The sequence below is a fragment of the Myxacorys sp. genome, from assembly GCF_059501405.1.
Genome location: NZ_JCACCM010000014.1, coordinates 33,080 through 57,840, shown reverse-complemented (window position 1 = coordinate 57,840; position 24,761 = coordinate 33,080). Strand labels below are relative to the sequence as shown.

Here is a 24,761-nt window from a genome sequence, read left to right as displayed (position 1 = left end):
CCCGCCTTCAATCGAAATCAAATCCAATTTTTGGATGTTCGCACGTTAAGCCGTTTCGGTTCCAGTTCTCAGCATTTGAGATTGTCGAATTGGAATTTCAATCGCAAACTCTGTACCGTGATTGGGCTGAGAAGCACACTTCAAATCGCCATTATGACGTTCAGTAATAATCTGATAACTGATAGACAGCCCTAAACCGGTTCCTTTGCCCACTGGTTTAGTTGTGAAAAAGGGATCAAAAATGCGCGATCGCACTCGGTCAAGTAGGCCTATTCCATTGTCTTTAATCCGAATGCTAATTCGGTTAGTATTTACAACCATGGTACGAATCTGAATCGTAGGAGTGATATTATTTCTTGCTGCGATCGATTCTTCTAAAGCATCGATTCCGTTGCTCAAAATATTCATAATCACTTGGTTTAGCTGAGCTGGATAGCATTCCACAGATGGCAATTCGCCATACTGCTTAATAATTTGAATGGCAGGGCGAGCCGGCGTTGAATTTAAGCGATGCTGCAAGATCAGCAAGGTGCTATCGATTCCATCGTGAATATTGACAAATTTGCATTGAGCCTCATCCAAACGCGAGAAACTGCGTAGCGAAAGGACAATCTGGCAGATTCGTTCAGCTCCACTTTGCATTGAGCGGAGCAGCTTCAGTGAATCTTGTCGAACGAAATCTAGATCAAAATCATCAATGAGATCCTGAATCTCAACGCTAGGATTAGGAACATGCTTTTGATACAGATCAATCAACTCCAGAACAGTTTGGAAATATTCATCAAGGTGACCAAGATTGCCAGAGATGAAGTTAACAGGATTGTTAATCTCATGGGCAATGCCTGCTACTAGTTGCCCTAAACTTGCCATCTTTTCTCCTTGAATCAGGCGAAGTTGCGAGTCTTGTAATTCTGCTAACGCTTGAGTTAATGCAGTTGTTTGTTGTCTTGTTTGCTCCAGTAATTCTGCTTGCTGAAGTGCAATTCCAAGCTGAACACCAATTTGTGTTAATAAATTCTTCTCATCGGTTGCCCAGTGGCGCGGCTCTGACATTTGATAGGCGACCAGCAATCCCCAAAGCGTTTCGCCCTGCAAAATCGGCACAAAAATCTCGTGACGTGAGTATTGTCCCACTTGAGTGTTGGGCAGAAAAATGTCAGCTACCGAGATTTGAGGAGTAGTGGTCGGCGTCCAGCCATCGGCGATCGAATCTGCGACAAATTCGCCGCTCCAGTCCTTATAAAATCGGTAGATGGCGACGCGATCGACCTCCAAAAACTGACGGACTTCTTGAGTTGTTGTTCGAAAGATAAAGTCGAGGTCGAGCGACTGGCGAATTTTGTCAATTGTTTTGAATAGCGATCGTTGTCGTTCGACTGCTTTTTCAATCTGTTTGACATATTCGGCTTGCTGAAGCGCAACGCCAAGCTGCGAGCTAATTTGAGTCAGCAACTGAACCTCATCGCTCTGCCAACGTCGAGGCTCAGAGTTTTGAAAAGCGGCAAGCAAGCCCCACAAGTGCTGATCATGATAGATTCCCGCGATCGCATAGGCACGCGCTTGATAGGTCTTCAACACTTGGCGATAGCAATCGGAGAAGCCTGCTTGGTCAACATCGTGGCACACGCGAACCCGCTCACCTTTTGCAAATCGTCCTCCTTGAGTGTCTTGCAGATGGGAATCAACGATCGGCAGCGTGGCTAACTGCTGCAAGCTACAGTCGCTCACGTTGTCGCGCAAATGAGAAGATGAAGTTAGGGGATGCACTAGCGAATCCCATTCAGGAGCCATCGATTCTGCCACAAACCGTCCGCTCCAATCTGGGTTGAATCGGTAGATCACAACGCGATCTGCATTCAATAACTGCTGCACTTCGTAAACTGCCGTCTGAAAGATCGTCTCTAGATCGAGCGACTGCCGAATTCGATCAATGGATGCTGCGATCGCACGCTGCCGTTCGACCGCTTTTTCTTGAGCTGCCACTTGCGCTAACAGCGCCGATTGCATCTGAACTTGTTTGAAATACTCGGCGTGCTGAAGCGCAACGCCCGTTTGTGTGCCGATCTGCGCCAACCAATCAACTTCCAATTGCTGCCAATCGCGAGGAGACGTATTTTGATAGGCCGCAACCAAGCCCCAGAGACGCTCCCCCACCAGAATCGGCGCAATTGCAAAGGCTTTTGCCTGAAATTGTTCCAACAGTTGTATGTGACAGTCTTTCAGTCCCGCTTGATAGATGTCTGCGATCGCACAGGTTTCGTTGTGACTATATCGACCCCCTCCAGTCTCCTGTAAAAATGTATCTGCTACCATTGGCGAACTGTTGACCAGTGGCTTCCACCCGTCTAAGAGCGACTCTGCTACAAACAAACCACTCCAATCTGGCAAGAATTGATAGATCGCCACCCGCTCGACTTGCAACAGCTTCCGGGCTTCCTCAGTCGCAGTTTGAAAAATGGTGTCTGGATCGAGCGATCGCCGAATCACATCAATTGTTTTTGCCAGTGCTCGTTCGCATTCTGTGGCACTCGCAAGCTGGATAGCTTGGGCTTGCACTTGCGTTAAATACTCGGCCTGAGTAATGGCGGTTCCCAACTGTTGCGCGATCTGTCCGACAAACTCGACTTCTGAATCTTCCCAGTTTCGTGCTTGCTGACAGTCATGAATACATAACAATCCCCACAGCGTTTCCCCTTTCAGTAAGGGAGCTACCACATTCGCCCGGACTTGAAACTGCTCTAGCATCTTGAGATAGCAGTCTTGGTATTGCCCTGCGTGAATGTCTGCGATCGCGTGAATGTGCCCTTGCTGATAAAGCGGTGCTAACTGTTCACCAAAGCAATGATCCTGTATCTTATGGTGCATTGCTGATCCCCACGGCGCAGCAACATCTTCAGATACAAATTCGCCCTCCCAATTTTGTTCTGGGTAGAGCCGAAACACAACAATGCGATCGACCTTCAGCCATTGTCGAACTTCCGTCACCGCTGTTTTGAGAATCGTGTCGAGATCAAGTGATTCTCGGATTCGAGCAATCACGCCAGCTAGCGCTTTCTGCTGGTCTGTCTCAGCTTCGACGGTTGAAGAATGTGGGCTTGAGGTGCTGATTAGGTGAGTCATGTTGTGCATGGCATGGAAAGCTATGTTATGAAGACCGCTCTAGTAGCAAAGAGACGCTACCTTAGCCCTACTCTCTGTGAGGAAAATCTTCACTCAAAATGCCCAACCATTTTTCAGCTCTAACCTGCCCTTGGACTGATTGACAAAGTAAATTCCTAGATGAACTTCTTGTGAACGCGCTTAGAAACTTAAGTTACAAATATAAGCATCAAATCCTACACGGCGGTATCAGCGATCGTTCGTTAAGGATTTCGTACAGCCCTGATCTCACTGACTTCTAAACGAAATTCTCCCGGATGGAATTTAGGGTTGAGTGCCCCGTCATATTCAAATTTGCTGAGCATGAGTTGCAGCGATCGCACTTGGCTCGAATTCACTGGCATTGCATTGGCCATTGTTTTCGCTCGAAACACAGGAATCAATTCTGAAAACGAAACTCGAACGTTGATCCACTCATGCGCCACGGTATCAAACGAGTAAGAGTATCCAATACTGTCCCAACCGTCATCATCGCGCACCAAAAATTTGTAGCGATTGCCGTCGCCCTTGACCCGCAGTTCAATCCCGGTGTAACCGGAAAGATCGATGGCTGGATCAAAGTTACGAGTCCGTACTGAGGCAAACCCGCCCGAGTTATTGGTTGAGACATTGCCTGAAAATACCGCTTTGCCATTACTCCACTGGAACGAGCTATTGCTGACGCCACCCATAACGACATCATCCAGCGCACCCCATGTCTTAGAAATATCAGTTGCAGAATTGCTAAAGTCGAACAGAATCCGTTCGTTACCTTGTCCTGTGAGGTCGGCTTGAGGATTAGGACGGGGTTGTATCATCTTTTGAATCCAACTGACAACAGGAATCGCTTCAAAATAGTCTAGCGTTTGAATGAATCTACCGAGATCCCATTTCTGCGTCATGGCTGCGCTTTGGTAGAGAACATCCTCATTTTAGTAAAACGCTCAATTGGAAACCGGGTGAATGAAGTACGGAAATACGAATCGAGTTTGATATGTTGTAAGCGTGGTATCGCTACTTGGTTCAACTACTTGGAACGGTTCAAGGCTTTAGGAAGATGGCGATCGCAGATCCTTACTCTATTCTTGCTCTATGCCGTGGGAAGGAACTTTATTTGACGACACCATTTATTTGACGACACTATGTTGCAATTTCAGCCACCTGGATTTGGACAAAAAACTATTCAGACATCGCTCGGTGCGATCGCATACTACACTCCGATCGATGCACCTTGGACACCGGATTCCGCCTCGTCTCCGATTGTCTTTCTCCATAGCTTTGGTGGCGGAGCTTCTGCTTACGAATGGTCAAAAGTCTATCCCACATTTGCCAACACGCATCGCGTCATTGCGCCTGATCTGATTGGTTGGGGAAGCTCAGATCATCCAGCCCGAAATTATCGCGTGGACGATTATTTGATCGCGATCGCAGAAATCATTCAGCAGGTCTCCGAAGATCCGGTAACGTTAGTTGCTTCGTCGCTGACAGGGGCGATTGCTGTTCGTCTCGCCATAGAGCGCCCCCAATTAGTTCAGTCGCTCTTTCTTAGCTGTCCGTCCGGATTTGCGGATTTTGGACAAGATGCGGGACGCCGAATTCCGTTGCAAGTCATTGGGTTGCCGTTCCTTGATCGCGCGATCTATACGGTTGGCGCAACAACAGAGTTAGCCGTTCGGAACTTTTTGGAGCAATTTTTGTTTGCGAAGCGCAACCGCATCACCGATGAAATGGTTTCAGCCTATCTAGAATCTGCGCGTCAGCCCAATGCGGAATATTCTGCCTTAGCGTTTTTGCGAGGCGATTTGTATTTTGATTTGTCAATGTACCTGTCTCAACTGACAATTCCGACCGCGATCGTGTGGGGCGAACAGGCGCAGTTTACGTCGGTCGATCTGGGTCGTCGTTTAGCTGCCCTAAATCCTCAAGCGGTTCAGAGCTTTCAGCCTATTCCTAATGCGGGCGTTTTATCTCATCTAGAGCAGCCCGGTGTCATAGCAGGCTTGTTATTGCAATGGTTGCAATTTCACACCCGATGACTTGAGATGCCCTAGTTTAATACTATGTTTTGCTCCAACCTGTTCTTAGGAGGGAGCTTCTGGGATGCGATTGGGATGCGATCGCCAATATAGCGGTTCTTTAGCATTGAAAAAGCGTAGAGATACTGCCATTAGCTATCAAAATTATCAGCGTTTGATCGCGACACTAAGTCCTTTGACCTGGAAATAAAATAACTAGTTTGCTTCCAAGACTCGATTGGATAAAGGTTTTGTGCGATCGAACGTTAGGCTGTAACAAAACTTAATCGGCAGTTATTGAGAATTTATGTAGATTATTTGAAGTAAACTAATTGAGTCTGGCTCTCAATAGGTAAAACACCTGTTCGATCCGAATCAACGTTATTGGATTCCCCAAAACGACAAATCGCCGTAGAGAGAACATGTCTGTCTCTACAGCGACCTGTAACCTAATTAAACGGCTTCACTATCGACCAATGACTAAACTATCGGGCGCAAGGAAGTGGGTAATATGAAATGTACGGTCTTCGGTTGTCAGCAAAATCTTTTCATACAGATAGCGAGTCGCGCGATCGCCCAACGATTCCGCTTGAGCCGCTCGCCGTCTGAGTTCGCCAATGATGGCTTGTTCTGCGCTGAGGTCATGCTCCAACATGACTCGACAGGAATACACATCATCTGACTCAGGCGTGAAGCAGCATAGCTCAGACAGCTTGCTAAAGCTCACGGCGGGGATGCCACCTAACCCATTGAGCCGCTCACCAATCTCGTGAGCATACTCTTGAGCCTCCTCGTAGCTTTCATTAAAAAACTGATGCAGCGAATAGAACTCTGCTCCTTCGACAACAAGATGTTGCTTTTGGTACTGCAAGTACAACGCTTGAAAACTGGCGAATAGAATATTTAATCCTTCGCAAACTGGCTCAGTCGTTGAGCGCTCCAGCAAAACCGGATTGTCTACAATCTGTCCGAAAGGACGAACTAGCATCTGAGCATCAACCATGGGGTTCTCCTGTGAATGTATTTCCTTAACGTGTTTCCTTAAGTGTTCTCTTAACGTGTTCTCCGTTCAGCAGGACTCAGCAGAGGATAGACATAGCATTCAGTAACTCTGTATTCAGTAACTTTGTACCGCTACACGTCTTCATAAACGATTGAGCCATGTTTTCTATTAAAAAGCAAGCGAGAAAAGCGGCTTGCCAAGCCACAGTTGAGAGGAGTTTTTAATACTGAAATTGTAACAATTTCTACTTTGAGATGACGATTGAGTTCCGAATGGTTGTGCTGCCCAATTTAGAGATGAAATGTCCTCACTGTTACTCTGAGCAAACTAGTAAAAATGGTCACCGTCGGGGAAAACAATCTTATCTTTGCAAACACTGCGGACGGCAGTTTGTCGAGTCTTATTCCTCTAGAGGTTACTCTGAAGATGCTAAACAGATCTGCTTGAAAATGTATTGTGATGGGGCTGGGTTGAGAGCGATCGAGCGAGCGACGGGGATCAGCCATAACACGGTGAGCAACTGGGTTAAACAAGCAGGGTTAACTCTCCAAGAACCGCCTGAGGGAGACGACTTAATTGAAAATTTAGGCTCTCGTTCTTCCAATTTTCAAATCAAGAGTAGAGTTTGAAAAATAGCTTAAATCCTTTAGTTCACACGGTTTGAAAAGCTGAACTAACGACACCTTCATACCTAAATTGATAGCAGAACATTCGTCATTACATCGTTTAGCAGCTTCATAAAAACCTGACCAAATAATTTGAATACTATTGCAACTCTTTGTAATCTGTGAGTACCCCCGTGAATTTAGAAAATTCCCCTTACCTATCGAGCGCGATCGTCGAAATTCAGTGTGACGATCGCTGGCAAGTTTACTTTCGCTTGCAAGAATTAGACGTGCAGTGCTGGTGCGCGGCTCATCAACCCTTAACCGTGCGCGTGGATAGCGCGATCGCCCTGATTCACGTCTGGAGCGTGGTGAAGCAAACCGAGGCGCGATCGCAGCTGATCGAATGGTTAGAGGCGTGTTGGTGCGATTAGCGCAATTAGCACATTCAAAAATGTCCCCTAAAGCCGTAGACTGGAGGATGCTATTGAACGTGATTTTGGGCTGAGCGACCTGTGCGAAAAGTTATCATTGCTGGCAATTGGAAGATGTTTAAAACTCAATCGGAGACAATTGAGTTTTTACAGGGTTTTTTGCCCCAACTAGACACCACTCCTGACGATCGAGACATTGTATTGTGCGCTCCGTTCACCGATTTGGGAACGTTGTCTAGAAATTTGCATGGTAGTCGCATTCAAATCGGCGCTCAGAACGTCCATTGGGCCGAATCGGGAGCGTTTACGGGCGAAATTTCTACCGCCATGCTTGTTGAATTGAGCGTCCGCTATGTGATCATTGGGCACAGTGAGCGCCGACAGTTTTTTGGCGAAACTGACGAAACGGTAAACCAGCGTCTCAAGGCGGCGCAAAAAGCGGGTCTCATTCCTATCCTATGTGTGGGCGAAAGTAAGCAGCAGCGAGACGCCGGAGAAACGGAATCGGTGATCTTCCAGCAGTTAGAAAAAGGGTTAGTCGGCATCGATCAGCAGAATTTAGTGATTGCCTATGAACCCATTTGGGCGATCGGCACGGGGGACACTTGTGCATCAGACGAGGCAAATCGCGTGATTGGTCTGATTCGGAAGCAGTTGAGTAACCCAAACATCACGATTCAATATGGTGGCTCGGTTAAGCCTGACAACATTGATGAGATCATGATGCAACCAGAAATTGACGGAGCACTAGTCGGAGGCGCAAGCCTAAACCCGCAAGATTTTGCGAAGCTAGTCAATTATGGCAAGATTTAGTTGAAGGTATGGCAGCGGATTTGGTAACAGATGCAGATGTAGCGATCGCCTCCGGCAACGGTTTGCACAGGACAACAGATAATAGCGAGACGCGTCCTTATCCGAATCGGTAGCCAAATCCTCGAACCGTAATAATGTACTGCGGGCTGCTGGGATCGATTTCTAGCTTTTCGCGCAGCCATCGAATGTGAACATCCACTGTTTTTGAATCGCCCAAATAACTGATTCCCCAGACTCGTTCTAGAAGTTCTTCGCGGGCAAAGACGCGGCGGGGAGTTCGCATAAACAGTTCGAGCAGCGAGAACTCTTTAGGAGAAAGACTAATTTCTTCACCGCGAACTGTGACTCGAAATTCTTGCAGATAGAGAACAACGTCTTGAAACTGAAGCACAGGAGAAGCTTGAGCGCTAGGTTGAGATTGGCGACGCAACAGCGCTCGACAACGGGCAACTAATTCTCGCAACCCAAATGGTTTTGTGAGATAGTCATCCGCCCCAACTTCCAGCCCTACCACGATATCAGTTTCGCTTCCTCTAGCACTCAAAATCAGAATCGGCATTGTGTTCCCCTCTTGCCGTATCAATCGGCACAGATCCAACCCCCCAATGTAAGGAATCATCAGATCCAGGATCAGCAAATCGATTGTGGGGATAGCAGATGCGATTTGCGATTCACTTTGCGAAGTCCTAGAGGAGCGCTGAATTAGTTGAAGAGCCCGACGACCATCTTCGGCAGTCAGGACTTGATAGCCTTCTTGAGTGAGGGCAAGGGTAATGGATTCAAGAATCAAAGGTTCATCGTCAACGACTAAAATGCAAGCAAGATAGGGAGTTTCGGACGGTTGCATACAGGCGCTCGTAACAGCAATTCTCGCATCTCAGAACTTTAAATTCCAACATCAACCGATGTGCTCTCTGTTGGCATAGAGAAACCTGTTAGAGCTTTCCTATCTTTTCTTCTAGCAGGAAGACAGTAGGATTTGAACGTTCAGGGATTGCTGAGTTGTCGTGCAATACTGCTTATGTATCCTACTGTTCTCAAGCCAGCTTCTTAGGAAATAGGCTTGTGTTAACAAAGGCTGCCAACGTGTTGCACGATGCGTGAACCACCTCTAGAATACGTGTCGCGCCGTTCACTCAGGTTAAGGTTATTTAAAAAATATATTAAGCCTTCGCTTCAACCAAATCGCCCTTCAATATAATCGCGCGTCCGAGAATGGGTTGCAGACCCAAAAATTTTAGCGGTTGAGCCCAGTTCAATTAACCGCCCCACTTGGCTTTCGTCTGTGCTAAAAAAGGCAGTGTAGTCTGAGATGCGAGCCGCTTGCTGCATGTTGTGAGTGACAATGACGATCGTCAACTCCTGCTGTAAGGAGCGAATCAGTTCTTCAATTTTGAGGGTTGCGATCGGGTCGAGAGCAGAACACGGCTCGTCCATCAGCAAGACTCGTGGTTTTACCGCTAACGCCCGCGCGATGCACAATCGCTGCTGCTGCCCGCCCGATAAACTTAATGCCGATTTCTTCAGGCTATCTTTGACCTCATTCCACAAGGCCGCATCGCTTAGCGCTGACTCAACCACATCATCTAAGACAGCGCGAGATGGACGACTAAACACCCGCACACCGTAAGCCACATTATCGTAAATGCTAGTTGGAAATGGGTTGGGCTTTTGAAATACCATTCCGATTTGACGTCTTAATTGATTGAGATTGACTCGCTGGCTGTAAATGTTTTGTCCAAAAAACTGAATCTCGCCCTTGACTCGCATGTTGCTTTCGAGTTCACCAATGCGGTTGAGTGCTTTGATAAAGGTTGATTTACCGCATCCAGACGGCCCGATAATTGCGGTCACTTGTCCTGGGTAAACGTCAAGTGAGACCTCTTCAAGAACTTGGCGATTTCCGTAGTAAACATCCACACTGCGAGCGCAAAGTGCTAGATCCGATTCGGGTGATGTGACGAGACTGGGGGTTGGAGAGTTGGGGGATGGCATGGGAGAGGGAAAATCAGGGATGAAGAATGAAGAGGCAGGTTATGCGATTCGCGCAGAGCGCAACTTCAGAAGAACCACACATGTCGTTAACATATGTCGTTAACGCTTGCGAGTGATCAATCGCGAGAGCAGATTGGTGAGTAGCACCATTCCGAGCAGCACAACCGACGCTGTCCACGCCAACTGAATTTGTTCGGGAAAGGGAGAGCCAGAGTAGTTGTAGATCATGACGGACAGCGACGGAGTTGGATTGAGAATATTTTCGATCCAGCTTTGACTAAAGAGGGCTGTGAATAGCAACGGCGCAGTTTCTCCAGAAACACGAGCAATGGCAAGTAAAACGCCAGTTGTAATACTGGGTAATGCTGATGCTAATACAACCTTGAATGTTGTTTGAATCGAGTTTGCACCCAGCGCAGCAGACGCAAAACGTTGCTGTTGAGGAACAAGCTTTAATGCTTCTTCGGTCGATAGCACTACGATCGGTAACATGATCACTGCCAGTGCAAATGCACCTGCTAACGCCGAGAATCCTTTGTAGTTAAATAGTGTGGCTAATACAATAACGGCATAGGCAAAAACGCCAACGACAATCGATGGAACCGCGCTAAGAATTGACATCACGAATCGAACAATCGTTGCTGTCGCGCTTGTTTTGCCAACTTCGGATAAGTAGATCGCCGTGAGAATTCCGAACGGAACGCTGAGCAAGGCTGCGATCGCGACCATTAAAACAGTGCCTTGAATCGCATTACCAAAGCCACTCGGCACTCCGGTTTCCCCAGCGGGTGCGGGTAGAGAGGTAAATACCTCCCATTTCAGCCCTGGCAACCCCTGGCGGAAGATCTCAAACAAAATTGAGAGCAGCGCGAGTAGAGCGAGAGCCGTTGAGAGGGCTGCGATCGCGTTCATTCCGTAGCTAAACAGAGTGCGCCCAAGCGGAAGCGGTTTCGTCAGTTGTCGATCGAAAAGAGTCATGGCTACTGATGTTTAAATCCAAATATTTTTACAATAAACATCGCTAAAACATTAACCGCTAATGTCAGCGCAAACAGAATTAATGATAAATACATTAATGCACCAATATGCAGTTCATCTAATGCTTCGGGAAACTGATTGGCGAGAATAGCAGGAATCGTATTTCCAGAATCGAGCAATGAGGCGCTGATCAGATCAGAGTTGCCGATCACCATCGTCACTGCCATTGTTTCCCCTAATGCTCGTCCCAATCCTAAAATGACGGCTCCGGCAATGCCAGACAAACTTGCTGGCAGCAGAACGGTGCAGATCATTTCCCAACGAGTCGCCCCAAGAGACATAGAAGCGGTGCGAAGATCAGACGGAAAGGACGCCATGACATCGCGGCTGATCGCGGCGATCGTTGGCAAAATCATAATGGCTAAAATGACACCTGCCACGAGCATACTGGGCCCAAAGGTCTCGGTACTAAAGAGTGGAATCCAACCGAATTGATTGTGCAACCAAAGCTGAATTGGCTTGAGAATAGGAATCAACACAAAAATTCCCCAAAGTCCGACAATAACGCTGGGAATCGAGGCGATCAGTTCAACTAAAAATCCAAGCGGCGATCGCACCCAAGCGGGCAAGAGTTTTTCACTCGTGACAATGGCAACAAAAATTCCGATCGGAACGGCAAAGAGCAGCGCGATCGCAGACGATACAACCGTACCGTACAGATACGTCAGTGCCCCAAACTGGAGTTGATTGACATCCCAGTCTTGACTTGTCAAAAACGCTGCACCAAAGGTATTGATGGCGGGGAATGCTTGTTTGAAAATGACGCTTCCCATCCAAAATAGGAGTGCGATCGCGGCAAGTGCAATGATCTGGAGAAACCAGGCAAAACTGAGATCGAGCCAAGCTGTGTCTCCACCCACAATCGATTCTGATTTAAGAACTTCTGATTGAGCTTTGGAAGAATTCATCAGGTGACGGGTCAGTAGAAAACCAGAAAAGGGGCATCTGTACAGAAGTGCCCCCTAGAGGGTGTGAAACCTAAACAACGTCAGAAAGGCGATTAGAAAAAGGGCTTACGCAGATCGCAATGGAGAGACAAGTAAAGGACTGTAACCCCAATCGTCCTCTACCAATCTGCTTTAGAGCAATGCGCCCGAAACGCAGCTCTAAAGGAACGGCGACAGCCCTCACAGGTGTGATCAGACTTTTACTTCACTTCGCTCTGAACTTGCTGAAGCGCACGGTTTGCCGTGTCAGCAGGGATGCGGGTGAAGTCGAGAGAAGCGTTGACTTCTTGTCCTTCTGTTAGGACATACTGCACCCATTTTTTAACAGCGTCTGCCTTTTGGGGATCGTCATATTTCTTGTAAACCATCATCCAGGTCAAACCCGTGATGGGGTAGCCGTCGCTGGGGTCACCCTCAAACACGCGAAAGTTGGCGGGAAAATTGATCACCGAAAGCGCTTTGTTCGTATTCTCAATCGATGGCGTGAGGTACTCGTTTTTCTTATTTTGCACCGCCGCGATCGCCAAATTGTTCTTCTTGGCGTAAGAATACTCAACATAGCCAACCGAGCCCGGTGTTTTCTGCACCAGAGCGGCAACTCCAGGATTTCCGCGACCTTTGAGCGGATTGGTTGTCCAGCGAGGAGCCGTTCCGACGCCCACGCGACCTTTGAAGTAAGGGCTAATGGAACTGAGATGATTGGTGAAGATAAACGTCGTGCCGCTCCCATCTGCTCGCACCACTGATTTGATTGGAGAGTCTGGAAGATTCACGCCAGGATTGTCTTGAGCAATCTTCGGATCGTTCCACTTAGTGATGCGCCCTGCAAAAATTTCAGGCAAGACTTGGCGAGAAAGCTTGAGATTAGCGACACCAGGGAGATTGTAAACTGGAGTGACCGCGCCGCCAGCCGTTGGTACAAGAATGACACCGCGCGAGACTTTATTCATCTCTTCATCGGTCATAGCAGCATCGCTACCGCCGAAATCGACAACCCCTGCGATCAGTTGGCGAATTCCGCCACCGCTCCCGATCGCTTGATAATTCACCGTGATATCAGGATTCTTTTTCTTAAATTCGGCAATATACTTTTCATACAGCAACGCCGGAAATGTTGCTCCAGCTCCATTGACCGGGATAGCTTGAGCAATGGCAGTCAAGATGGGGCTGAGCGTGATCGCAGCCGTTACCGCAGAAGCAGTGATAGCGCGACGTACAACGGATGCAGAGAGTGTCATTGTCATCAAAAACCGATATACGGCAATTCAGGTAACAACGACAACAGTACAACTAGAGTAGTTAAGCGAAGACAAACAAATTAATAACAACTGATTAAATAGAGTTAAATCTTTGATTAAGAGAACTAAAACACCAACTAGAATCAATAATTCACTACAAATTATGACAAAAATGATTTGAAATGAGATCTAACTGTAGGCACAAAGTGATTTAACATGGAGATCGGCCGCAGTAACAATAGAGCCAATCAATTAAACAATCATTAAAGCAATCCAGCACATTAAAGCAATCCAACGCGATGATGAAACCATCCTTACCTGCGATCCCCCCTTCTATTCAAGCATTGGTTAGACCGATGCTATTTGTGGCACTGGGACTTCATGCGTTGATTCTTTTTGTGCCGTTACCAAAAGAGCAGCAGAAGCCGCCAGAGAACAAAGAAACACCCGTTAAGATCACTCAGCTTCCGACAACAAAAGCGAATTCTCAACCTAAATTGCCCAAGGCAACGATTAGCGCGGAGCGCAACTCCATAGGAACCGCAAAACCCAACAAGCCAACGCTGCCTAAAATTAATCGCATCAGCCCAAATTCAGTCGTTCAAAGGTCAGTAACTCAGCCGCAATCGCGCCAAGTAGAGGAATCTAATTCACCATCTAGAAGTCAGCCGCTCAATAAGACAACTGAGACTGCCGCGACTTCGTTTGCTGATTTTCCTCAGTATCAACCTTCTACGCCCGATTGCTTTGAAAAAGGATTGGGCGAAAACTGCCGTGTGGCAACCGCCGCTTTAACCACCGTTGAAAGCTTTTATCAATCGGCTCCCAAAGCCAAAGGATTTACAGTGACGCCCGCAGAAAATGGCGCGGGCACAAAAATATTCAGCGTCACTGCTAAAAGCGGTGAAACTCGCTATCTCAGTTTATTTAGCGATGAGCCAACTACCGTGATTTTGCTCTCTAGCGAGAAGATTACAGATTTGGCAAGTTTGAAGGGATCAGTTAGCCCTCCAGCCGACTATGTTGAACTGTTGGCAACGGTTTTACCGGAAGGCAATCGCTCAGACAATCCAGCAAATAATGCTAATCCAGATCAGTTTGGGCAACCGCAGATGTTTTATAACGTTGTGGATGAGGCGGAACTCCAGAAGGGAACGATTCCTGAGATGCGTCCGGGAATTGACACCTCGCCCAAACTTGCCCTCGGACAAGCTCCGGCAACCTTCTATAGCGCCACGCTAGAACCAGAGTTGAAAGGCATATTTGATGAAGTTGCGAAACAAGGGCAGTACGGCGGCGGCGACCTCTACCGCTTGAAAAAAGGAAGCACAACGATTTACCTCAATCTCATTCCGGTGAAAGGACAGGAAGGCACGATCGTAGTGACTTGGCTAAAAGATCCAACAAAAGGATAGACGTAAGAAAACCGCAGAAACCTCGGTATAGGTCTGTGCGGCAACAGGTGGTCAAACTAAATAAAAGGGGATGCGGTTTACTCGATCGCTAGCGAGATGCGATCGCCACCCACATCCCTCAGTACACCTAAGGTTTGGACGACCTTCTCATACGGAAGCGACTTATCCGCCTTTAAAATAATGTTACCCTTCGGGTTTTTCTGAAAATAGCCCACGACTTGCTGAGCAATCTGAGTATCGTTGGCTGTAGTGTTGCCGATCATGACTTGTCCTTGTCTAGTCATACCAATCACCAGCGGATCGGGCGGCGTTTCCTTACTTACTCCCTGTTCTGTACTCGGCAGCAATGCATCAACCGATTGGAAGTTGGTTAATGACATAGACACTACAATAAAAAATGTCAGAATCGTCATGATCACATCCATCATTGGAAGAAGATTCAATTCTGGCATTTGAGAGCCGCGACTTTGATGTTTAAACTTCATGGTTATCCTCGAAGGGCAACTTCAGGAGCAGAGGATCGTTCGATTTCGTCTAAAAGTGGCTCGTACCACACTTGCCGGTAAATCAGTTCTAGCTCACCGCCGACTCTTGAGAAATATTCAACTTGCTGAGCTTGCAGCGTCACAGAAATCCGAAAAACACACAGCGCTAAAATTGCCACGACCATACCGACTGCGGTTGACATGAGAGATTCACCGATTCCCGCCGCCACTTTTGTCGTGTCTGTTGAGGTGCCCCCACCACCGATGTTGAGGTTATTAAATGTGAGGATAAGACCTGTCACCGTTCCCAGCAGTCCCAGAAGCGGCGCGAGGGCAACCACGGTTTCTAGTAACTTGTCGCCCTTTCGCATATTGGCAAATTCTTGGTCGCCTGCCGTTTCCATCGCAAGGCGAAAGGTTTCGGGCGTCGGCTGCTTGAGCTTGAGGGGCGCTAACAGAAATCGACCGAGTGGCATGGATTTCGATCGTTCTGCGATCGCACGGGCATCAGTCAAACTATAGCGTGCTGCTTCCAAAATATCATGGGAAAGTTGTGCTTCGGTTCGCCACAACTGGAACCAAAATACACTCCGATCTAGCGCACATGCAAGGGTCGCGATCGACAAACCTGCAAGAGGAATGACGACTGGGCCACCTTTACTTACAACTTCGTACAAATTGGACATTAAGCTAGGAAAAATTTAAGTTAGCGATGAATGCAACAGCGAAAACGATGCTTCAGATGCAGCAATTGATGCACAACAAGTCCCTACTTAGAATAGCGGAAGAGAACCGTGTGATAGTTAAGCTTAGGTAAGAAAGGCAATAACTTTAAGTTAAAAAATGAATTTGAGCTTTCATCTAATGCTTCGTTAATTGTTAGTAGCCCAACAATTCTATAGTTAAGTTTTAGATGCGTCTGCTCTGCCTTATCGTGAATTCACCGACGTTCGTTTCTGTAAATACGATATTCTGTAAATACAGAAATTGGTAAGACGAAAATTCGCGAATTACCTTTGTTGATTCATGGAGATAGAAGATGGTAGGTAAAAAAAGTAAAGCTGGTACAAACTCTAAAGCAGTTTCACCCAATCCCTCTAAAACAATCGAGAACAATGGTGTAGCTGAAAGCCCCGTTCCGGAGACCTCCCCAGCAACAGTAGAACCAATTGAAGCCAAAGAACTAACTACAGAACTAACTACAGAGAAGAAGTCTACTGAAGCCAAAAAAGCAACTAAACCAAATTCTGATCGTGCCGCGAAGAGTACAAACAACGGGCAGACTGTAGAAACCGTTGAGCCACAAACTGATAAAAAGTCGGCGAAAAAGCAAGAACAGGCAGCTAAAAAAGCGGAAAAAGAGGATTCCTCTGAGAAGTCAGTGAAAATGAAGCGTCTCACGTTGGATATCTCTAAGCCGTTGCACAAAGCGATTAAGGCGAAGGCGGTTGAAGAAGGCGTGCCGATGGCAGATATGCTGCGATCGCTGCTAAAAACCCATTACGGCCAGTGATATCTCGCCCTAAATCTCCCCTGCTGATCTGCAATGCCTGATCCATTAGAAGCGCCTAAGCATAGCGCTCTGGTTCTTTTGCTGCAGGACAACGGTGAATGTCGAATCTTTTCCACTCAGTAACGTTAAAGTAAGCGCTATCTCTAAGGATGGATGCTATCTCTAAGGATGGATGTCTATCAACATAATAGTACTGAAAAGCTCTATCCGCAGAGCCTCGCGCTCAGCCCAACGAATTCAGTAATGTCATTCACCAGGCGGTAACTAGGTTGATTTAGCGATCGTGAAATTTTTTGATGCAAAGTTTCTACTGCTCGGAGTCGCCGTTGCGCTGACAACGCTTCACTTGACTCTAGTGTGGCGGAGTGAGCATCCTGAATTATTAGAGCCAAGCGTGTTGTGTTGGTCGGCAGCTTGGTTCTTAACATGGCGGCAAGATTGGAGCAAGTTTAATAGCGGACGGACGGCAACTAGCGTTGGCGTCCTTGCGATCGCGTGGATTTTGCTTCGGAGTGCATCCATTACAGGATACGACTCATTCTTGCGATTTGCCCCTGTTATTTCGGGCGTCAGCTTAGTGCTATTGGCGTCTGGGTTTGGGCAACTGCGACAGTACTGGCGCGAGTTGGTTATTCTTGGATTTATTGCCATTCCAACCACGAGTTTGATGGCAGCACTGGACATCTCCCGCCCAACCGCAGACTTTGCCAGCAATCTGTTATGGTACGCAGGCTATCCTGTCACCCAGCAAGGCGTTAATCTGATTATGCCAACCGGAACCGTAGAAGTCTATTCTGGATGTTCTGGCATTGGCCTAATCTTTCAACTGCTTACGCTGACGTTCATATTTGTGATGCTCTTTCCGTTGAGCCGTCTTCAGACATTGATGTTACCGATCATTGCTGTTATCGTTGGTTTCGTAATTAACGGGATTCGTGTTGCGTTGATGGCAATTTTATTTGCCCAATCAAAACGAGAGGCATTTGATTACTGGCATTTAGGCAATGGCTCACTCATCTTTTCACTGATCGCTGTTTCGTTACTCGGCGGAGTGTGCTACCACCTATTAGAGCAAGCAGAGCGCTCTGATGTGCAAGAAGGAGCCGAGCCGTGAAGCAGTGGGAACAAGTCCGCAGTTACCTGTTAGCTGCTACGTTACTAGGGAGCCTGGGTGTTTTAGGAAAGCTCGTTCTCTTTCCTAAAAATCAGATGCCGGACATGCCAACATATACGTTTCCAACAACAGTGCCGCTGCAAAAGTGGCGGTTTGTGCAGAGCTATCCGATGACGCTTCAGAAGGAGACTGCACCTGCTCTCGTAACCAGCGTCGATGCTCAAACGGTAGCGGGTCAGCAGTATCGATACATCCAAAACGGAGCGCCATTAACGATCGAGATGCGCTACTTTGTGGACACTTACATTCACGTTCCGTCTATTCTAGAAGACTCAACGCTCGCCTCTCGTAAGCCGGACTACAAAGTACTCAACTCAGCAACGGGAGAATATGCGCGATTTGAAGAATTTGGCAAAGTGCATCAGAGTGCTTGCGTGACGCAGTACGGTGGAACTTCGGTCAGCGATCGCCAGTTACGCCAACGCCAAAACACCCTGCCTGTGCTGTCAAAGCGCTTTTTCCCGTGGTTCTTGGGTCAAGCTTCATTGCGGGATTTGCGCTGCGTTTGGGTCAACATGGCGATCGAAACTCGGGCGTTGAATGCAAACTCGCAACTGCTAGATCAAACGTGGTCGGAGTGGGTGCAATGGTGGCAGAACCATTATCCTGATTTGTGATGCGAGCCTCTGAGCGTCTCTCGCCGGAGCAAGAATGATGTCCGGCGTTAAGATTGGCGTTACAAAAGAACCATTGAATTGCAGTTATTCCAATCGCACCGTTAAAGTTCGAGTCTGGGTTTCGTGGGGTTGCAGTATCGCGGCGGTTCCCTTTTGACAAGCGGTTTCTAAGTCATAAGGCATGGTTGTACACGGCTCTAAAATCAATACATAGCGATCGCACCAACCGCCATAGCTTTGAAACACCCAAACGTAGGGAAAATCGGCTGTGTCGAATCGTAATTTCAGCGTTGATCTCAGCGGAGTTGTGCCGTTCTCCAATCGTGACTTAGAAATGCCACATTCGCCCACGGCTAATTCTGAACTGTAAAAGAATTCTTGAAGCTGCGACGATCGCGCTCGGGTGTGCTGCACATTCACTTCGTTTCCGGCTGCATCTAATGCTGTTGGAAACTGAGTTTTGCCGTCGCGTCCGATGATGCGGCTAAAGTCGAGAACCACAGGTTCGATGAGGCAATTTGGCAGCAAAATTTCGTCACCGGGTTCAATCGCGATCGCGGCATGTTGCTTAAACAAAAACGGAATCTCTTGATCTGACTGATTTTGAAAGCTGTAGGTGAGGGTGAACTCTGGCTCTGTTGGGTGGAGTTGAATCCTTTTTTTGACGTGTACCGGAACCGTGTGACACATCAACTCAAGATGCAGGTCAAAAGGCACATGCGATTTTACACCCCAAGCTTGCGACCAAAACTCGCCATGATCGACTAGTTGATATGCCCGAAATTCACCTTCCACATCGTTTGGAAAAATCTCGTCCCAGCCGCCAGTCCAATTCCCATCAAACGAGGCTCCAAGGGCTAGGGTTCTAGTTTGTGACTCGTCGTAATCGGGCGGATGCCAAAGCCAATTCTGCCCTGTTTTTTTATCGCGTAGTTGATCGATTCGCCCTCCTAAATCGGGACGCACGACCAGTTGAAGTGCAGAATTTTCTAAATTAATCGCCTCAGAATTCTGTTGAGTCGATCCCAAATCGTGTCGCAATACTTGATCCTCACATACTCTAGTAAAAATTTTACTGCTGTCCGAACTGAAACTTTAGCCAGTTTCAGAGCCTTTGCTGTTTTCAGAAGATCTGTTACTTCTGAAGAAGCCTTTGCTGTAATGATGGATACCATACTCTTAACTGCTCAGTTCTCATTGTAAAAATTGGCAGTGAATATCTTAGAGCGGTTAAGAGTCCCCGAAACTGCGGTAAAGACCATCGACGACTGAGTGCATCTTTAAGCCACTCTGCAATTAATCGGCGGCTGATTAGTTGATAAAATCGCACTTGACTGCGGAGTAAGTGATCAGAATTTTTTCTAAGGAAAAGTGCCTGATTTAAGCCAGAAATAGCAGAAACTTGGTAGCGCGAAAGCCGACCGCTGCCACTATTAAAATGGTGTGCTTTAGCATTGCCTGCCTCAACCAAAGCTCCATGTCGAGAGATTCGATAGCTAACATCCGCATCTTCAGCCATTGCATAGTACAGCAGCAGGGGTTCAAAGGGTTCAGCTAAAAGCACTCCACGTCGAAAGGTCATGCGATATCCTGCCATGATATGGACTGGATGGGTATTCAATTGCTGAACAGCCATTGGAATTTCACGATCGGGATAGTCTTGATCGTAAGGAATCCAAAGCTGTTCCATGTCCATCAAAAGCAGATACTTCCAGAGCAGTCTCTGAAGCGCACCCAATCGCGAAAATTGTTGGGTTGACCAACCTACTTTTTTCTTAGTGTCACTAACTTCTACTTCTGAAGGTGGAACATCGATCGCCGCTGCCTGCACGCCCTTCACTCGTTCTTCGGGATCTGCCTCGTAGACGCGCATGATTTCTTCAGCACACATCGGATACATAAACGTATCATCATCAAACAAAAACAAAACATCCGCAGTGGCTAAGTCAATGCCTTGATTTCGTTGATGGGTTGAAGATCGAGTGTGGGCAGCGACATAAGTCCAGCGAATCTGGGGATGATGGGCTGCAATCTCAATCGAAATGCGATCGCGGGTTTCCTCCCACCGATCACTGGCATCAACAACGATAATTTCACTAGGTGGACGAGTTTGTTCCACTGCAAGTTTAAGACAGGTTGGGAGAACTTTCTCACGGTTGTAGGTTGCAACAACGAGTCCCCAAGTTAGCGATCCTTCGGAGCTTGGCAAAGCCAATCGCACCATAGCAAAACCTCAAAAGTAAAATCTCAAATGACCAAACGAGTTGTACCAACTTCAGAAGCCAAGAAGAGGTAATAGGCTATTTCCACTCCATTAAAGTGAGCAGCGGACACAGACTAGGGGAATCAGATCAGGGGGGAGGAACAACATCTCCAGCAGATCGCACTTGAGTGTCTCCAACCTCGTGAAGGCTAATCACACCACCTTCATCAGAGCAAACGAGAAGTCCAATCCAGGTTCCCAATATCAGTGAATGCTGAATCCTGCCTTGGAATCGGGGTACTGGCTTCCCTAAAGCTTGAATCTCAATCTTGAAGTTTGGAACATGACTCAGAGCTTTGTCTGAGTCGAGAACCCTAGAGTCGATCGAATAATCTGGCAGCGAAATACCATCGCCAGGTTCGATTCCGATCTCGGCATAGTGTTTGAGCAAAACCGGAGTCTCTTCATCCGGTCGATCCTGAAAACTAGATGTGAGCGTATCTAGCTCTGTTGTTTTGTCATACAGTTGAGGGATTCGCCCTGTTAAATTAGAGGGAACGACTAGCCAAAGTTTAGAATTTTCTAAACTAATAGACTCAGAATTCTTTTGGGTGGATTCTAAATCTTGTCGCACTGCTTAACCCTCATACGCCGTGATAGGAATCCTACTGCGGCATAGATAGGCTAACCTCTATCTGAAGATATGTGCCATAAGCCTAGATTTAACCCTCAAAGACGTTAAGTGACGGCTAGTATCAGCAGCACTTACCTGACTAAACCCCACTGTAAATTAGAGGTCATTAAACGTGCTGACTCACCCAATCTGCACTCTTCTGCAACCCGAGATCAGAACTGCAAACTTTAGCGAGTCTCATCGCCTCTACATCTTCTTTCCAAATTGGCAGGCTGACGGTGAACGTTGCGCCTTGCCCTTCACCTGCACTCGTCGCCTCGACCTGACCCCCATTAAGTTCCACTAAATGGCGGACGATCGCAAGCCCTAACCCTAACCCGCCAAATTGGCGAGTCATACTGCTATCGACCTGGCGAAATTGATCAAAAATAATCGGCAAAAACTCTGAGCTAATGCCAATGCCCGTATCCACAACTTGAATTTGAACATGTTCTGAGGTTCGAGGAACCAGAGACGGAGGGCGAATCGAATTTTGCAAATTGAGAGGCATAGAGTTGGGCTGACGCTTAAGACGAATTTCTACCTTCCCCGATTCAGGCGTAAACTTGATTGCGTTTGAGAGTAAATTGCCAATCACTTGCTGCAATCGCGCCGGATCGCCCCAAACTTGGCCCCCCGGCGTATCTAACACGGCGGTTAACTGGATCGATTTTGCCTCTGCTGATGGACGAACCGCTTGCAGAGCGTTACTAATAATTGCTTCTAAATTAACTAGCCCAAACTTGAGGTGAAGTTTTCCTTGAATAATTTTAGAGATATCTAAAATTTCCTCTACCATGCTGGCTTGGGCAGCGGCATTGCGCTCAATGGTTTCTAAGGCGCGATCGCGGGCTTCCGCATCAAAGGAACGCGATCGCAAGAGGCGCGACCAGCCCAGCACCGCATTGAGAGGAGTCCGCAACTCGTGAGAGAGAATCGCTAGAAATTCATCTTTTAAGCGGTTAGAAGATTCTGCCTCCTGACGCGCGAGTTGCTCTTGCACCACCTGAACCCGGGCGAGTTCAGCTTGCTTACGGGCGGTGACATCTTCTAGCGTTCCGACATAGCCGAGGAGTTGACCCTCCGCCGATAGCATAGGAGCCGAGCTAACGTGCACCCAGCCGATCGTGCCATACGCCAACTCAACCCGAAACTCATCGGAGTACTCGCCGCCATCATTTAGATGGGCTTGCCAGCTTGAAATGGCGCGATCGCGATCGCTTGGATGAACAGACTGAAGCCAGGATGTATCAATGCGTTCTCCCATCGAGAGATAGCAAATCGCCTGACATCGCGGATTCGTATAGGTGCACCGTCCATCGGGATCGGTGACGAAGATGCCGACGGGCGAGCAGGTACTCAACGAACGAAATCGTTCTTCGCTCTTCCGCAATTCGGTGTTGACGGCAATCAGTTGGGCAGCTTGATGCTTTAATGCCTCGGATTTTTTGAACAGATCGACGAAAACAGAGACTTTAGAGAGAAGAACGGCAGCGTCAACTGGTTTTTGCAAATAATCGACCGCACCGCAGGCGTAGCCCTGAAACATTTTCTGGTCGTTATCGAGTGCCGTCAGGAAAATAATGGGTGTTTGACGCGATTTAGAACGGTGACGAATCAGTTCGGCAGTTTCAAACCCGTCGATCCCAGGCATCTGCACATCCATGAGAATGACAGCAAATTCTTGATGCAGGAGCGATCGCAGTACCTCTTCTCCCGATCTTGCTCGAACCAAAATCACATCTAAATGCTCTAAGATGGCTTCTAAAGCAAGAAGATTTTCTGGCTGATCGTCCACGAGCAAAATCTTAACTTTCGACTGCGACTCCATATGCGTTTTCATCGAGAGAACAAAGTGTCCAGTGAGAACGGGGGAGCTAAACCCATGTTGCTCCTTATGCTTAATTCAGCCCAGCAACGTGATTATGCCTAGCTGTCCATGTTAGTGCCTTGAGAGGGAGAATCGTCTCTAGCTGGAGTAGGAGATGTTGTTTTAATTGCTCCCACTAAATGAACTGGAACCATAGTATCCACAATTAAATTAATAGACTTTTTTTGTGATATTTCGTTGCTCTAATTCAACTAAGTGTTCTAAGTGTTTATCGGTAGCACAACCAATTAGAGATTTATCATAAATAATAATTAAACTGCTGGATTTGATATGAGCAATCCGTTATTAAGAATAAAAACTTAGTATTCGTAGTAGCTATCAAATTCATTTACAGATTGATTCTAGTTTTGGTAACTGGAGTATTGCATCTTTACTTTTTTAGAACGAATGAGGAGGATTTTGAGATTAAACATTACGAATCGCAGGTCAAGGATTACATCACTGAAGGCAAAGCAGAGATTCAGATTGGCAACTCGTTCTATCGATCGCAGAGCGCTATTTCAAGAGATTTAGGAGTCTTAGCGGCTGAGGTTTATCGTCAGAGACAGGCTCGTTTAAGAGTGCTAGATGTGATGTCAGGATGCGGTATCCGTGCCCTCCGCTATGCCCTGGAAAGTCAAGCCGACTGGGTATGGGCAAATGACGGCAATCCAGATGTAAGCGAGGTTTTGCAGCACAACTTAGCCCAATTGGCCTTGCCAAGCCCTACAGGAACGCTGCCCTCGACGCGCTATCAGATCACCCATCAAGAGGCAAATCGTCTTTTACTCGGGTGCTACTACCGCCAAGATTTTTACGACTTGGTGGATTTAGATTGCTTCGGTTCTCCGGCACCGTATTTGAGCGCAAGTCTAGGAGCAGTCGCGATTGGAGGATTACTCTATCTCACCAGCACCGATGGACGAACTGCAACCGGACATGCTCCTCAAAACTGCTTATCTGATTATGGAGCGTATGTGCGCGTCCACCCAGCAGGACACGAACAGGGATTGAGGCTCCTGATTGGCCGCGTTCAACAACTCGCCGCGACCAATGGCTTTGGAGTAGAACCCATTTTTTCGTTTTTTAAGGGACAAATCTATCGAGTCATGGTGCGCTTGGTAGCGCGATCGTGCTTAACGCCCCAAAATTACGGCTACTTAGGATACTGCCATCACTGTGGCAACTACCGCGCGATCGCATGGCGAGAGTTAGGACGAGCGGTCTGTCCTCACGATGCTCAACCAATGGTAGTCACAGGCCCGATTTGGCTGGGTCAACTGCACGATGCGGAGTATCTCCAAGCCTGCATTGCCCTTGCCGAAGCTTGGAATTGGAAGTCGCAAGCTCGACTGCTGCGGCTAATGCAGACCGAAACAGACCTGCCGCCTTACTTCTATCTGTTAGGTGAAATTGGGCGGCGTGGTCAAATCGATATTCCGAAACGAGCCTCGCTAACGCAAATTTTGCAAGACTGGGGTTATCGGGTCAGTTCGACTCATATTCATCCTGATGCGATTAAGACCGATGCAAATTTGCAGACCTGCGTTCGAGCTGCAAAATCCATTAGTGCTTGAAAGCTGGT

The 24,761-nt window shown here is 47.5% G+C and carries 23 protein-coding genes; 9 read left to right on the top strand and 14 right to left on the bottom strand.

Features of this window, described 5'->3' with window-relative positions:
• Positions 1-45: 45 nt before the first annotated feature.
• A complete protein-coding gene (locus AC5I6P_RS01530; RefSeq protein WP_495691997.1) occupies positions 46-3,120 on the bottom strand; it encodes a GAF domain-containing sensor histidine kinase in 3,075 nt (1,024 codons plus the stop codon).
• 242 nt (positions 3,121-3,362) lie between these two features.
• Complete coding sequence (locus AC5I6P_RS01525; RefSeq protein WP_495691996.1) at positions 3,363-4,040, bottom strand: CIA30 family protein; 678 nt, start codon at positions 4,038-4,040, stop codon at positions 3,363-3,365.
• Positions 4,041-4,280: 240 nt separating this feature from the next.
• Here AC5I6P_RS01525 and AC5I6P_RS01520 point away from each other — a divergent pair, with 240 nt between their 5' ends.
• The gene (locus AC5I6P_RS01520) at positions 4,281-5,174 is read left to right on the top strand and encodes an alpha/beta fold hydrolase (protein ID WP_495691995.1); all 894 of its coding nucleotides are present in this window, start codon (positions 4,281-4,283) and stop codon (positions 5,172-5,174) included.
• Positions 5,175-5,619: 445 nt separating this feature from the next.
• On the opposite strand, the gene dpsA is transcribed toward AC5I6P_RS01520, so the two are convergent.
• On the bottom strand, positions 5,620-6,156 hold the full coding sequence (dpsA, locus tag AC5I6P_RS01515; protein ID WP_495691994.1) for a DNA starvation/stress protection protein DpsA: 537 nt from the start codon (positions 6,154-6,156) through the stop codon (positions 5,620-5,622).
• A gap of 254 nt (positions 6,157-6,410) precedes the next feature.
• On the opposite strand from dpsA, the gene AC5I6P_RS01510 reads away from it, so the two are divergent.
• From AC5I6P_RS01510 to tpiA, 3 genes are all read left to right on the top strand, one after another.
• Entirely contained in the window at positions 6,411-6,785 is a 375-nt protein-coding gene (locus tag AC5I6P_RS01510) for an IS1/IS1595 family N-terminal zinc-binding domain-containing protein (RefSeq protein ID WP_495691993.1), read from the top strand.
• A 170-nt stretch (positions 6,786-6,955) separates the two neighbouring features.
• A complete protein-coding gene (locus AC5I6P_RS01505) occupies positions 6,956-7,195 on the top strand; it encodes an Asr1405/Asl0597 family protein (RefSeq protein ID WP_495691992.1) in 240 nt (79 codons plus the stop codon).
• Positions 7,196-7,276: 81 nt separating this feature from the next.
• A complete protein-coding gene (gene tpiA / locus AC5I6P_RS01500; RefSeq protein ID WP_495691991.1) occupies positions 7,277-8,008 on the top strand; it encodes a triose-phosphate isomerase in 732 nt (243 codons plus the stop codon).
• A gap of 97 nt (positions 8,009-8,105) precedes the next feature.
• Here tpiA and AC5I6P_RS01495 read toward each other — a convergent pair whose 3' ends face one another.
• The 5 genes from AC5I6P_RS01495 to pstS all read right to left on the bottom strand — a co-directional run bounded on the left by AC5I6P_RS01495 (position 8,106) and on the right by pstS (position 13,226).
• Complete coding sequence (locus AC5I6P_RS01495; protein ID WP_495691990.1) at positions 8,106-8,855, bottom strand: response regulator transcription factor; 750 nt, start codon at positions 8,853-8,855, stop codon at positions 8,106-8,108.
• Positions 8,856-9,184: 329 nt separating this feature from the next.
• The gene (gene pstB / locus AC5I6P_RS01490) at positions 9,185-10,003 is read right to left on the bottom strand and encodes a phosphate ABC transporter ATP-binding protein PstB (RefSeq protein WP_495691989.1); all 819 of its coding nucleotides are present in this window, start codon (positions 10,001-10,003) and stop codon (positions 9,185-9,187) included.
• Positions 10,004-10,102: 99 nt separating this feature from the next.
• Positions 10,103-10,981 carry a phosphate ABC transporter permease PstA gene (gene pstA / locus AC5I6P_RS01485; RefSeq protein WP_495691988.1) on the bottom strand — a complete coding sequence of 293 codons (879 nt, stop codon included), beginning with the start codon at positions 10,979-10,981 and terminating at the stop codon, positions 10,103-10,105.
• Between the two features lie 2 nt (positions 10,982-10,983).
• Entirely contained in the window at positions 10,984-11,949 is a 966-nt protein-coding gene (pstC, locus tag AC5I6P_RS01480) for a phosphate ABC transporter permease subunit PstC (RefSeq protein ID WP_495691987.1), read from the bottom strand.
• Positions 11,950-12,188: 239 nt separating this feature from the next.
• On the bottom strand, positions 12,189-13,226 hold the full coding sequence (gene pstS / locus AC5I6P_RS01475; protein WP_495691986.1) for a phosphate ABC transporter substrate-binding protein PstS: 1,038 nt from the start codon (positions 13,224-13,226) through the stop codon (positions 12,189-12,191).
• Positions 13,227-13,525: 299 nt separating this feature from the next.
• On the opposite strand from pstS, the gene AC5I6P_RS01470 reads away from it, so the two are divergent.
• Positions 13,526-14,641: a hypothetical protein gene (locus AC5I6P_RS01470; protein ID WP_495691985.1), complete on the top strand. Its 1,116-nt coding sequence runs from the start codon at positions 13,526-13,528 to the stop codon at positions 14,639-14,641.
• Between the two features lie 77 nt (positions 14,642-14,718).
• Here AC5I6P_RS01470 and AC5I6P_RS01465 read toward each other — a convergent pair whose 3' ends face one another.
• Positions 14,719-15,126: an ExbD/TolR family protein gene (locus tag AC5I6P_RS01465; protein ID WP_495691984.1), complete on the bottom strand. Its 408-nt coding sequence runs from the start codon at positions 15,124-15,126 to the stop codon at positions 14,719-14,721.
• 2 nt (positions 15,127-15,128) lie between these two features.
• Complete coding sequence (locus AC5I6P_RS01460) at positions 15,129-15,812, bottom strand: MotA/TolQ/ExbB proton channel family protein (RefSeq protein WP_495691983.1); 684 nt, start codon at positions 15,810-15,812, stop codon at positions 15,129-15,131.
• Positions 15,813-16,165: 353 nt separating this feature from the next.
• On the opposite strand from AC5I6P_RS01460, the gene AC5I6P_RS01455 reads away from it, so the two are divergent.
• The 3 genes from AC5I6P_RS01455 (at position 16,166) to AC5I6P_RS01445 (ending at position 18,430) form a co-directional block, all read left to right on the top strand.
• Positions 16,166-16,639 (top strand): hypothetical protein, encoded by a 474-nt coding sequence (locus AC5I6P_RS01455; RefSeq protein ID WP_495691982.1) that lies wholly within the window; start codon positions 16,166-16,168, stop codon positions 16,637-16,639.
• Between the two features lie 283 nt (positions 16,640-16,922).
• A complete protein-coding gene (gene crtA, locus AC5I6P_RS01450) occupies positions 16,923-17,753 on the top strand; it encodes a cyanoexosortase A (RefSeq protein ID WP_495691981.1) in 831 nt (276 codons plus the stop codon).
• Positions 17,750-18,430 carry a cyanoexosortase A system-associated protein gene (locus tag AC5I6P_RS01445; protein ID WP_495691980.1) on the top strand — a complete coding sequence of 227 codons (681 nt, stop codon included), beginning with the start codon at positions 17,750-17,752 and terminating at the stop codon, positions 18,428-18,430. The genes crtA and AC5I6P_RS01445 overlap by 4 nt, the downstream gene beginning before the upstream one ends.
• Before the next feature lie 84 nt (positions 18,431-18,514).
• Here the strand turns inward: AC5I6P_RS01445 and AC5I6P_RS01440 are convergent, their stop codons facing one another.
• The 4 genes from AC5I6P_RS01440 to AC5I6P_RS01425 all read right to left on the bottom strand — a co-directional run bounded on the left by AC5I6P_RS01440 (position 18,515) and on the right by AC5I6P_RS01425 (position 23,137).
• Complete coding sequence (locus tag AC5I6P_RS01440) at positions 18,515-19,471, bottom strand: DUF4432 family protein (RefSeq protein ID WP_495691979.1); 957 nt, start codon at positions 19,469-19,471, stop codon at positions 18,515-18,517.
• Positions 19,472-19,565: 94 nt separating this feature from the next.
• Complete coding sequence (locus tag AC5I6P_RS01435) at positions 19,566-20,654, bottom strand: glycosyltransferase (protein ID WP_495691978.1); 1,089 nt, start codon at positions 20,652-20,654, stop codon at positions 19,566-19,568.
• Between the two features lie 127 nt (positions 20,655-20,781).
• Positions 20,782-21,267: a hypothetical protein gene (locus AC5I6P_RS01430; protein ID WP_495691977.1), complete on the bottom strand. Its 486-nt coding sequence runs from the start codon at positions 21,265-21,267 to the stop codon at positions 20,782-20,784.
• A gap of 166 nt (positions 21,268-21,433) precedes the next feature.
• The gene (locus AC5I6P_RS01425) at positions 21,434-23,137 is read right to left on the bottom strand and encodes a sensor histidine kinase (RefSeq protein WP_495691976.1); all 1,704 of its coding nucleotides are present in this window, start codon (positions 23,135-23,137) and stop codon (positions 21,434-21,436) included.
• Between the two features lie 422 nt (positions 23,138-23,559).
• Between AC5I6P_RS01425 and AC5I6P_RS01420 the strand changes: the two genes are divergently transcribed.
• Positions 23,560-24,753, top strand: a complete 1,194-nt coding sequence (locus AC5I6P_RS01420) for a class I SAM-dependent methyltransferase (RefSeq protein ID WP_495691975.1) — start codon at positions 23,560-23,562, stop codon at positions 24,751-24,753.
• Positions 24,754-24,761: the final 8 nt, after the last annotated feature.

What these genes read in the sequence shown, in the direction of transcription:
- AC5I6P_RS01530 (WP_495691997.1), bottom strand. Translation starts at nt 3,120, where the DNA reads ATGACTCACCTAATCAGCACCTCAAGCCCACATTCTTCAACCGTCGAA.
- AC5I6P_RS01525 (WP_495691996.1), bottom strand. Translation starts at nt 4,040, where the DNA reads ATGACGCAGAAATGGGATCTCGGTAGATTCATTCAAACGCTAGACTAT.
- AC5I6P_RS01520 (WP_495691995.1), top strand. Translation starts at nt 4,281, where the DNA reads ATGTTGCAATTTCAGCCACCTGGATTTGGACAAAAAACTATTCAGACA.
- dpsA (WP_495691994.1), bottom strand. Translation starts at nt 6,156, where the DNA reads ATGGTTGATGCTCAGATGCTAGTTCGTCCTTTCGGACAGATTGTAGAC.
- AC5I6P_RS01510 (WP_495691993.1), top strand. Translation starts at nt 6,411, where the DNA reads ATGACGATTGAGTTCCGAATGGTTGTGCTGCCCAATTTAGAGATGAAA.
- AC5I6P_RS01495 (WP_495691990.1), bottom strand. Translation starts at nt 8,855, where the DNA reads ATGCAACCGTCCGAAACTCCCTATCTTGCTTGCATTTTAGTCGTTGAC.
- pstB (WP_495691989.1), bottom strand. Translation starts at nt 10,003, where the DNA reads ATGCCATCCCCCAACTCTCCAACCCCCAGTCTCGTCACATCACCCGAA.
- pstA (WP_495691988.1), bottom strand. Translation starts at nt 10,981, where the DNA reads ATGACTCTTTTCGATCGACAACTGACGAAACCGCTTCCGCTTGGGCGC.
- pstC (WP_495691987.1), bottom strand. Translation starts at nt 11,949, where the DNA reads ATGAATTCTTCCAAAGCTCAATCAGAAGTTCTTAAATCAGAATCGATT.
- pstS (WP_495691986.1), bottom strand. Translation starts at nt 13,226, where the DNA reads ATGACACTCTCTGCATCCGTTGTACGTCGCGCTATCACTGCTTCTGCG.
- AC5I6P_RS01470 (WP_495691985.1), top strand. Translation starts at nt 13,526, where the DNA reads ATGATGAAACCATCCTTACCTGCGATCCCCCCTTCTATTCAAGCATTG.
- AC5I6P_RS01465 (WP_495691984.1), bottom strand. Translation starts at nt 15,126, where the DNA reads ATGAAGTTTAAACATCAAAGTCGCGGCTCTCAAATGCCAGAATTGAAT.
- AC5I6P_RS01460 (WP_495691983.1), bottom strand. Translation starts at nt 15,812, where the DNA reads ATGTCCAATTTGTACGAAGTTGTAAGTAAAGGTGGCCCAGTCGTCATT.
- AC5I6P_RS01455 (WP_495691982.1), top strand. Translation starts at nt 16,166, where the DNA reads ATGGTAGGTAAAAAAAGTAAAGCTGGTACAAACTCTAAAGCAGTTTCA.
- AC5I6P_RS01435 (WP_495691978.1), bottom strand. Translation starts at nt 20,654, where the DNA reads ATGGTGCGATTGGCTTTGCCAAGCTCCGAAGGATCGCTAACTTGGGGA.
- AC5I6P_RS01425 (WP_495691976.1), bottom strand. Translation starts at nt 23,137, where the DNA reads ATGGAGTCGCAGTCGAAAGTTAAGATTTTGCTCGTGGACGATCAGCCA.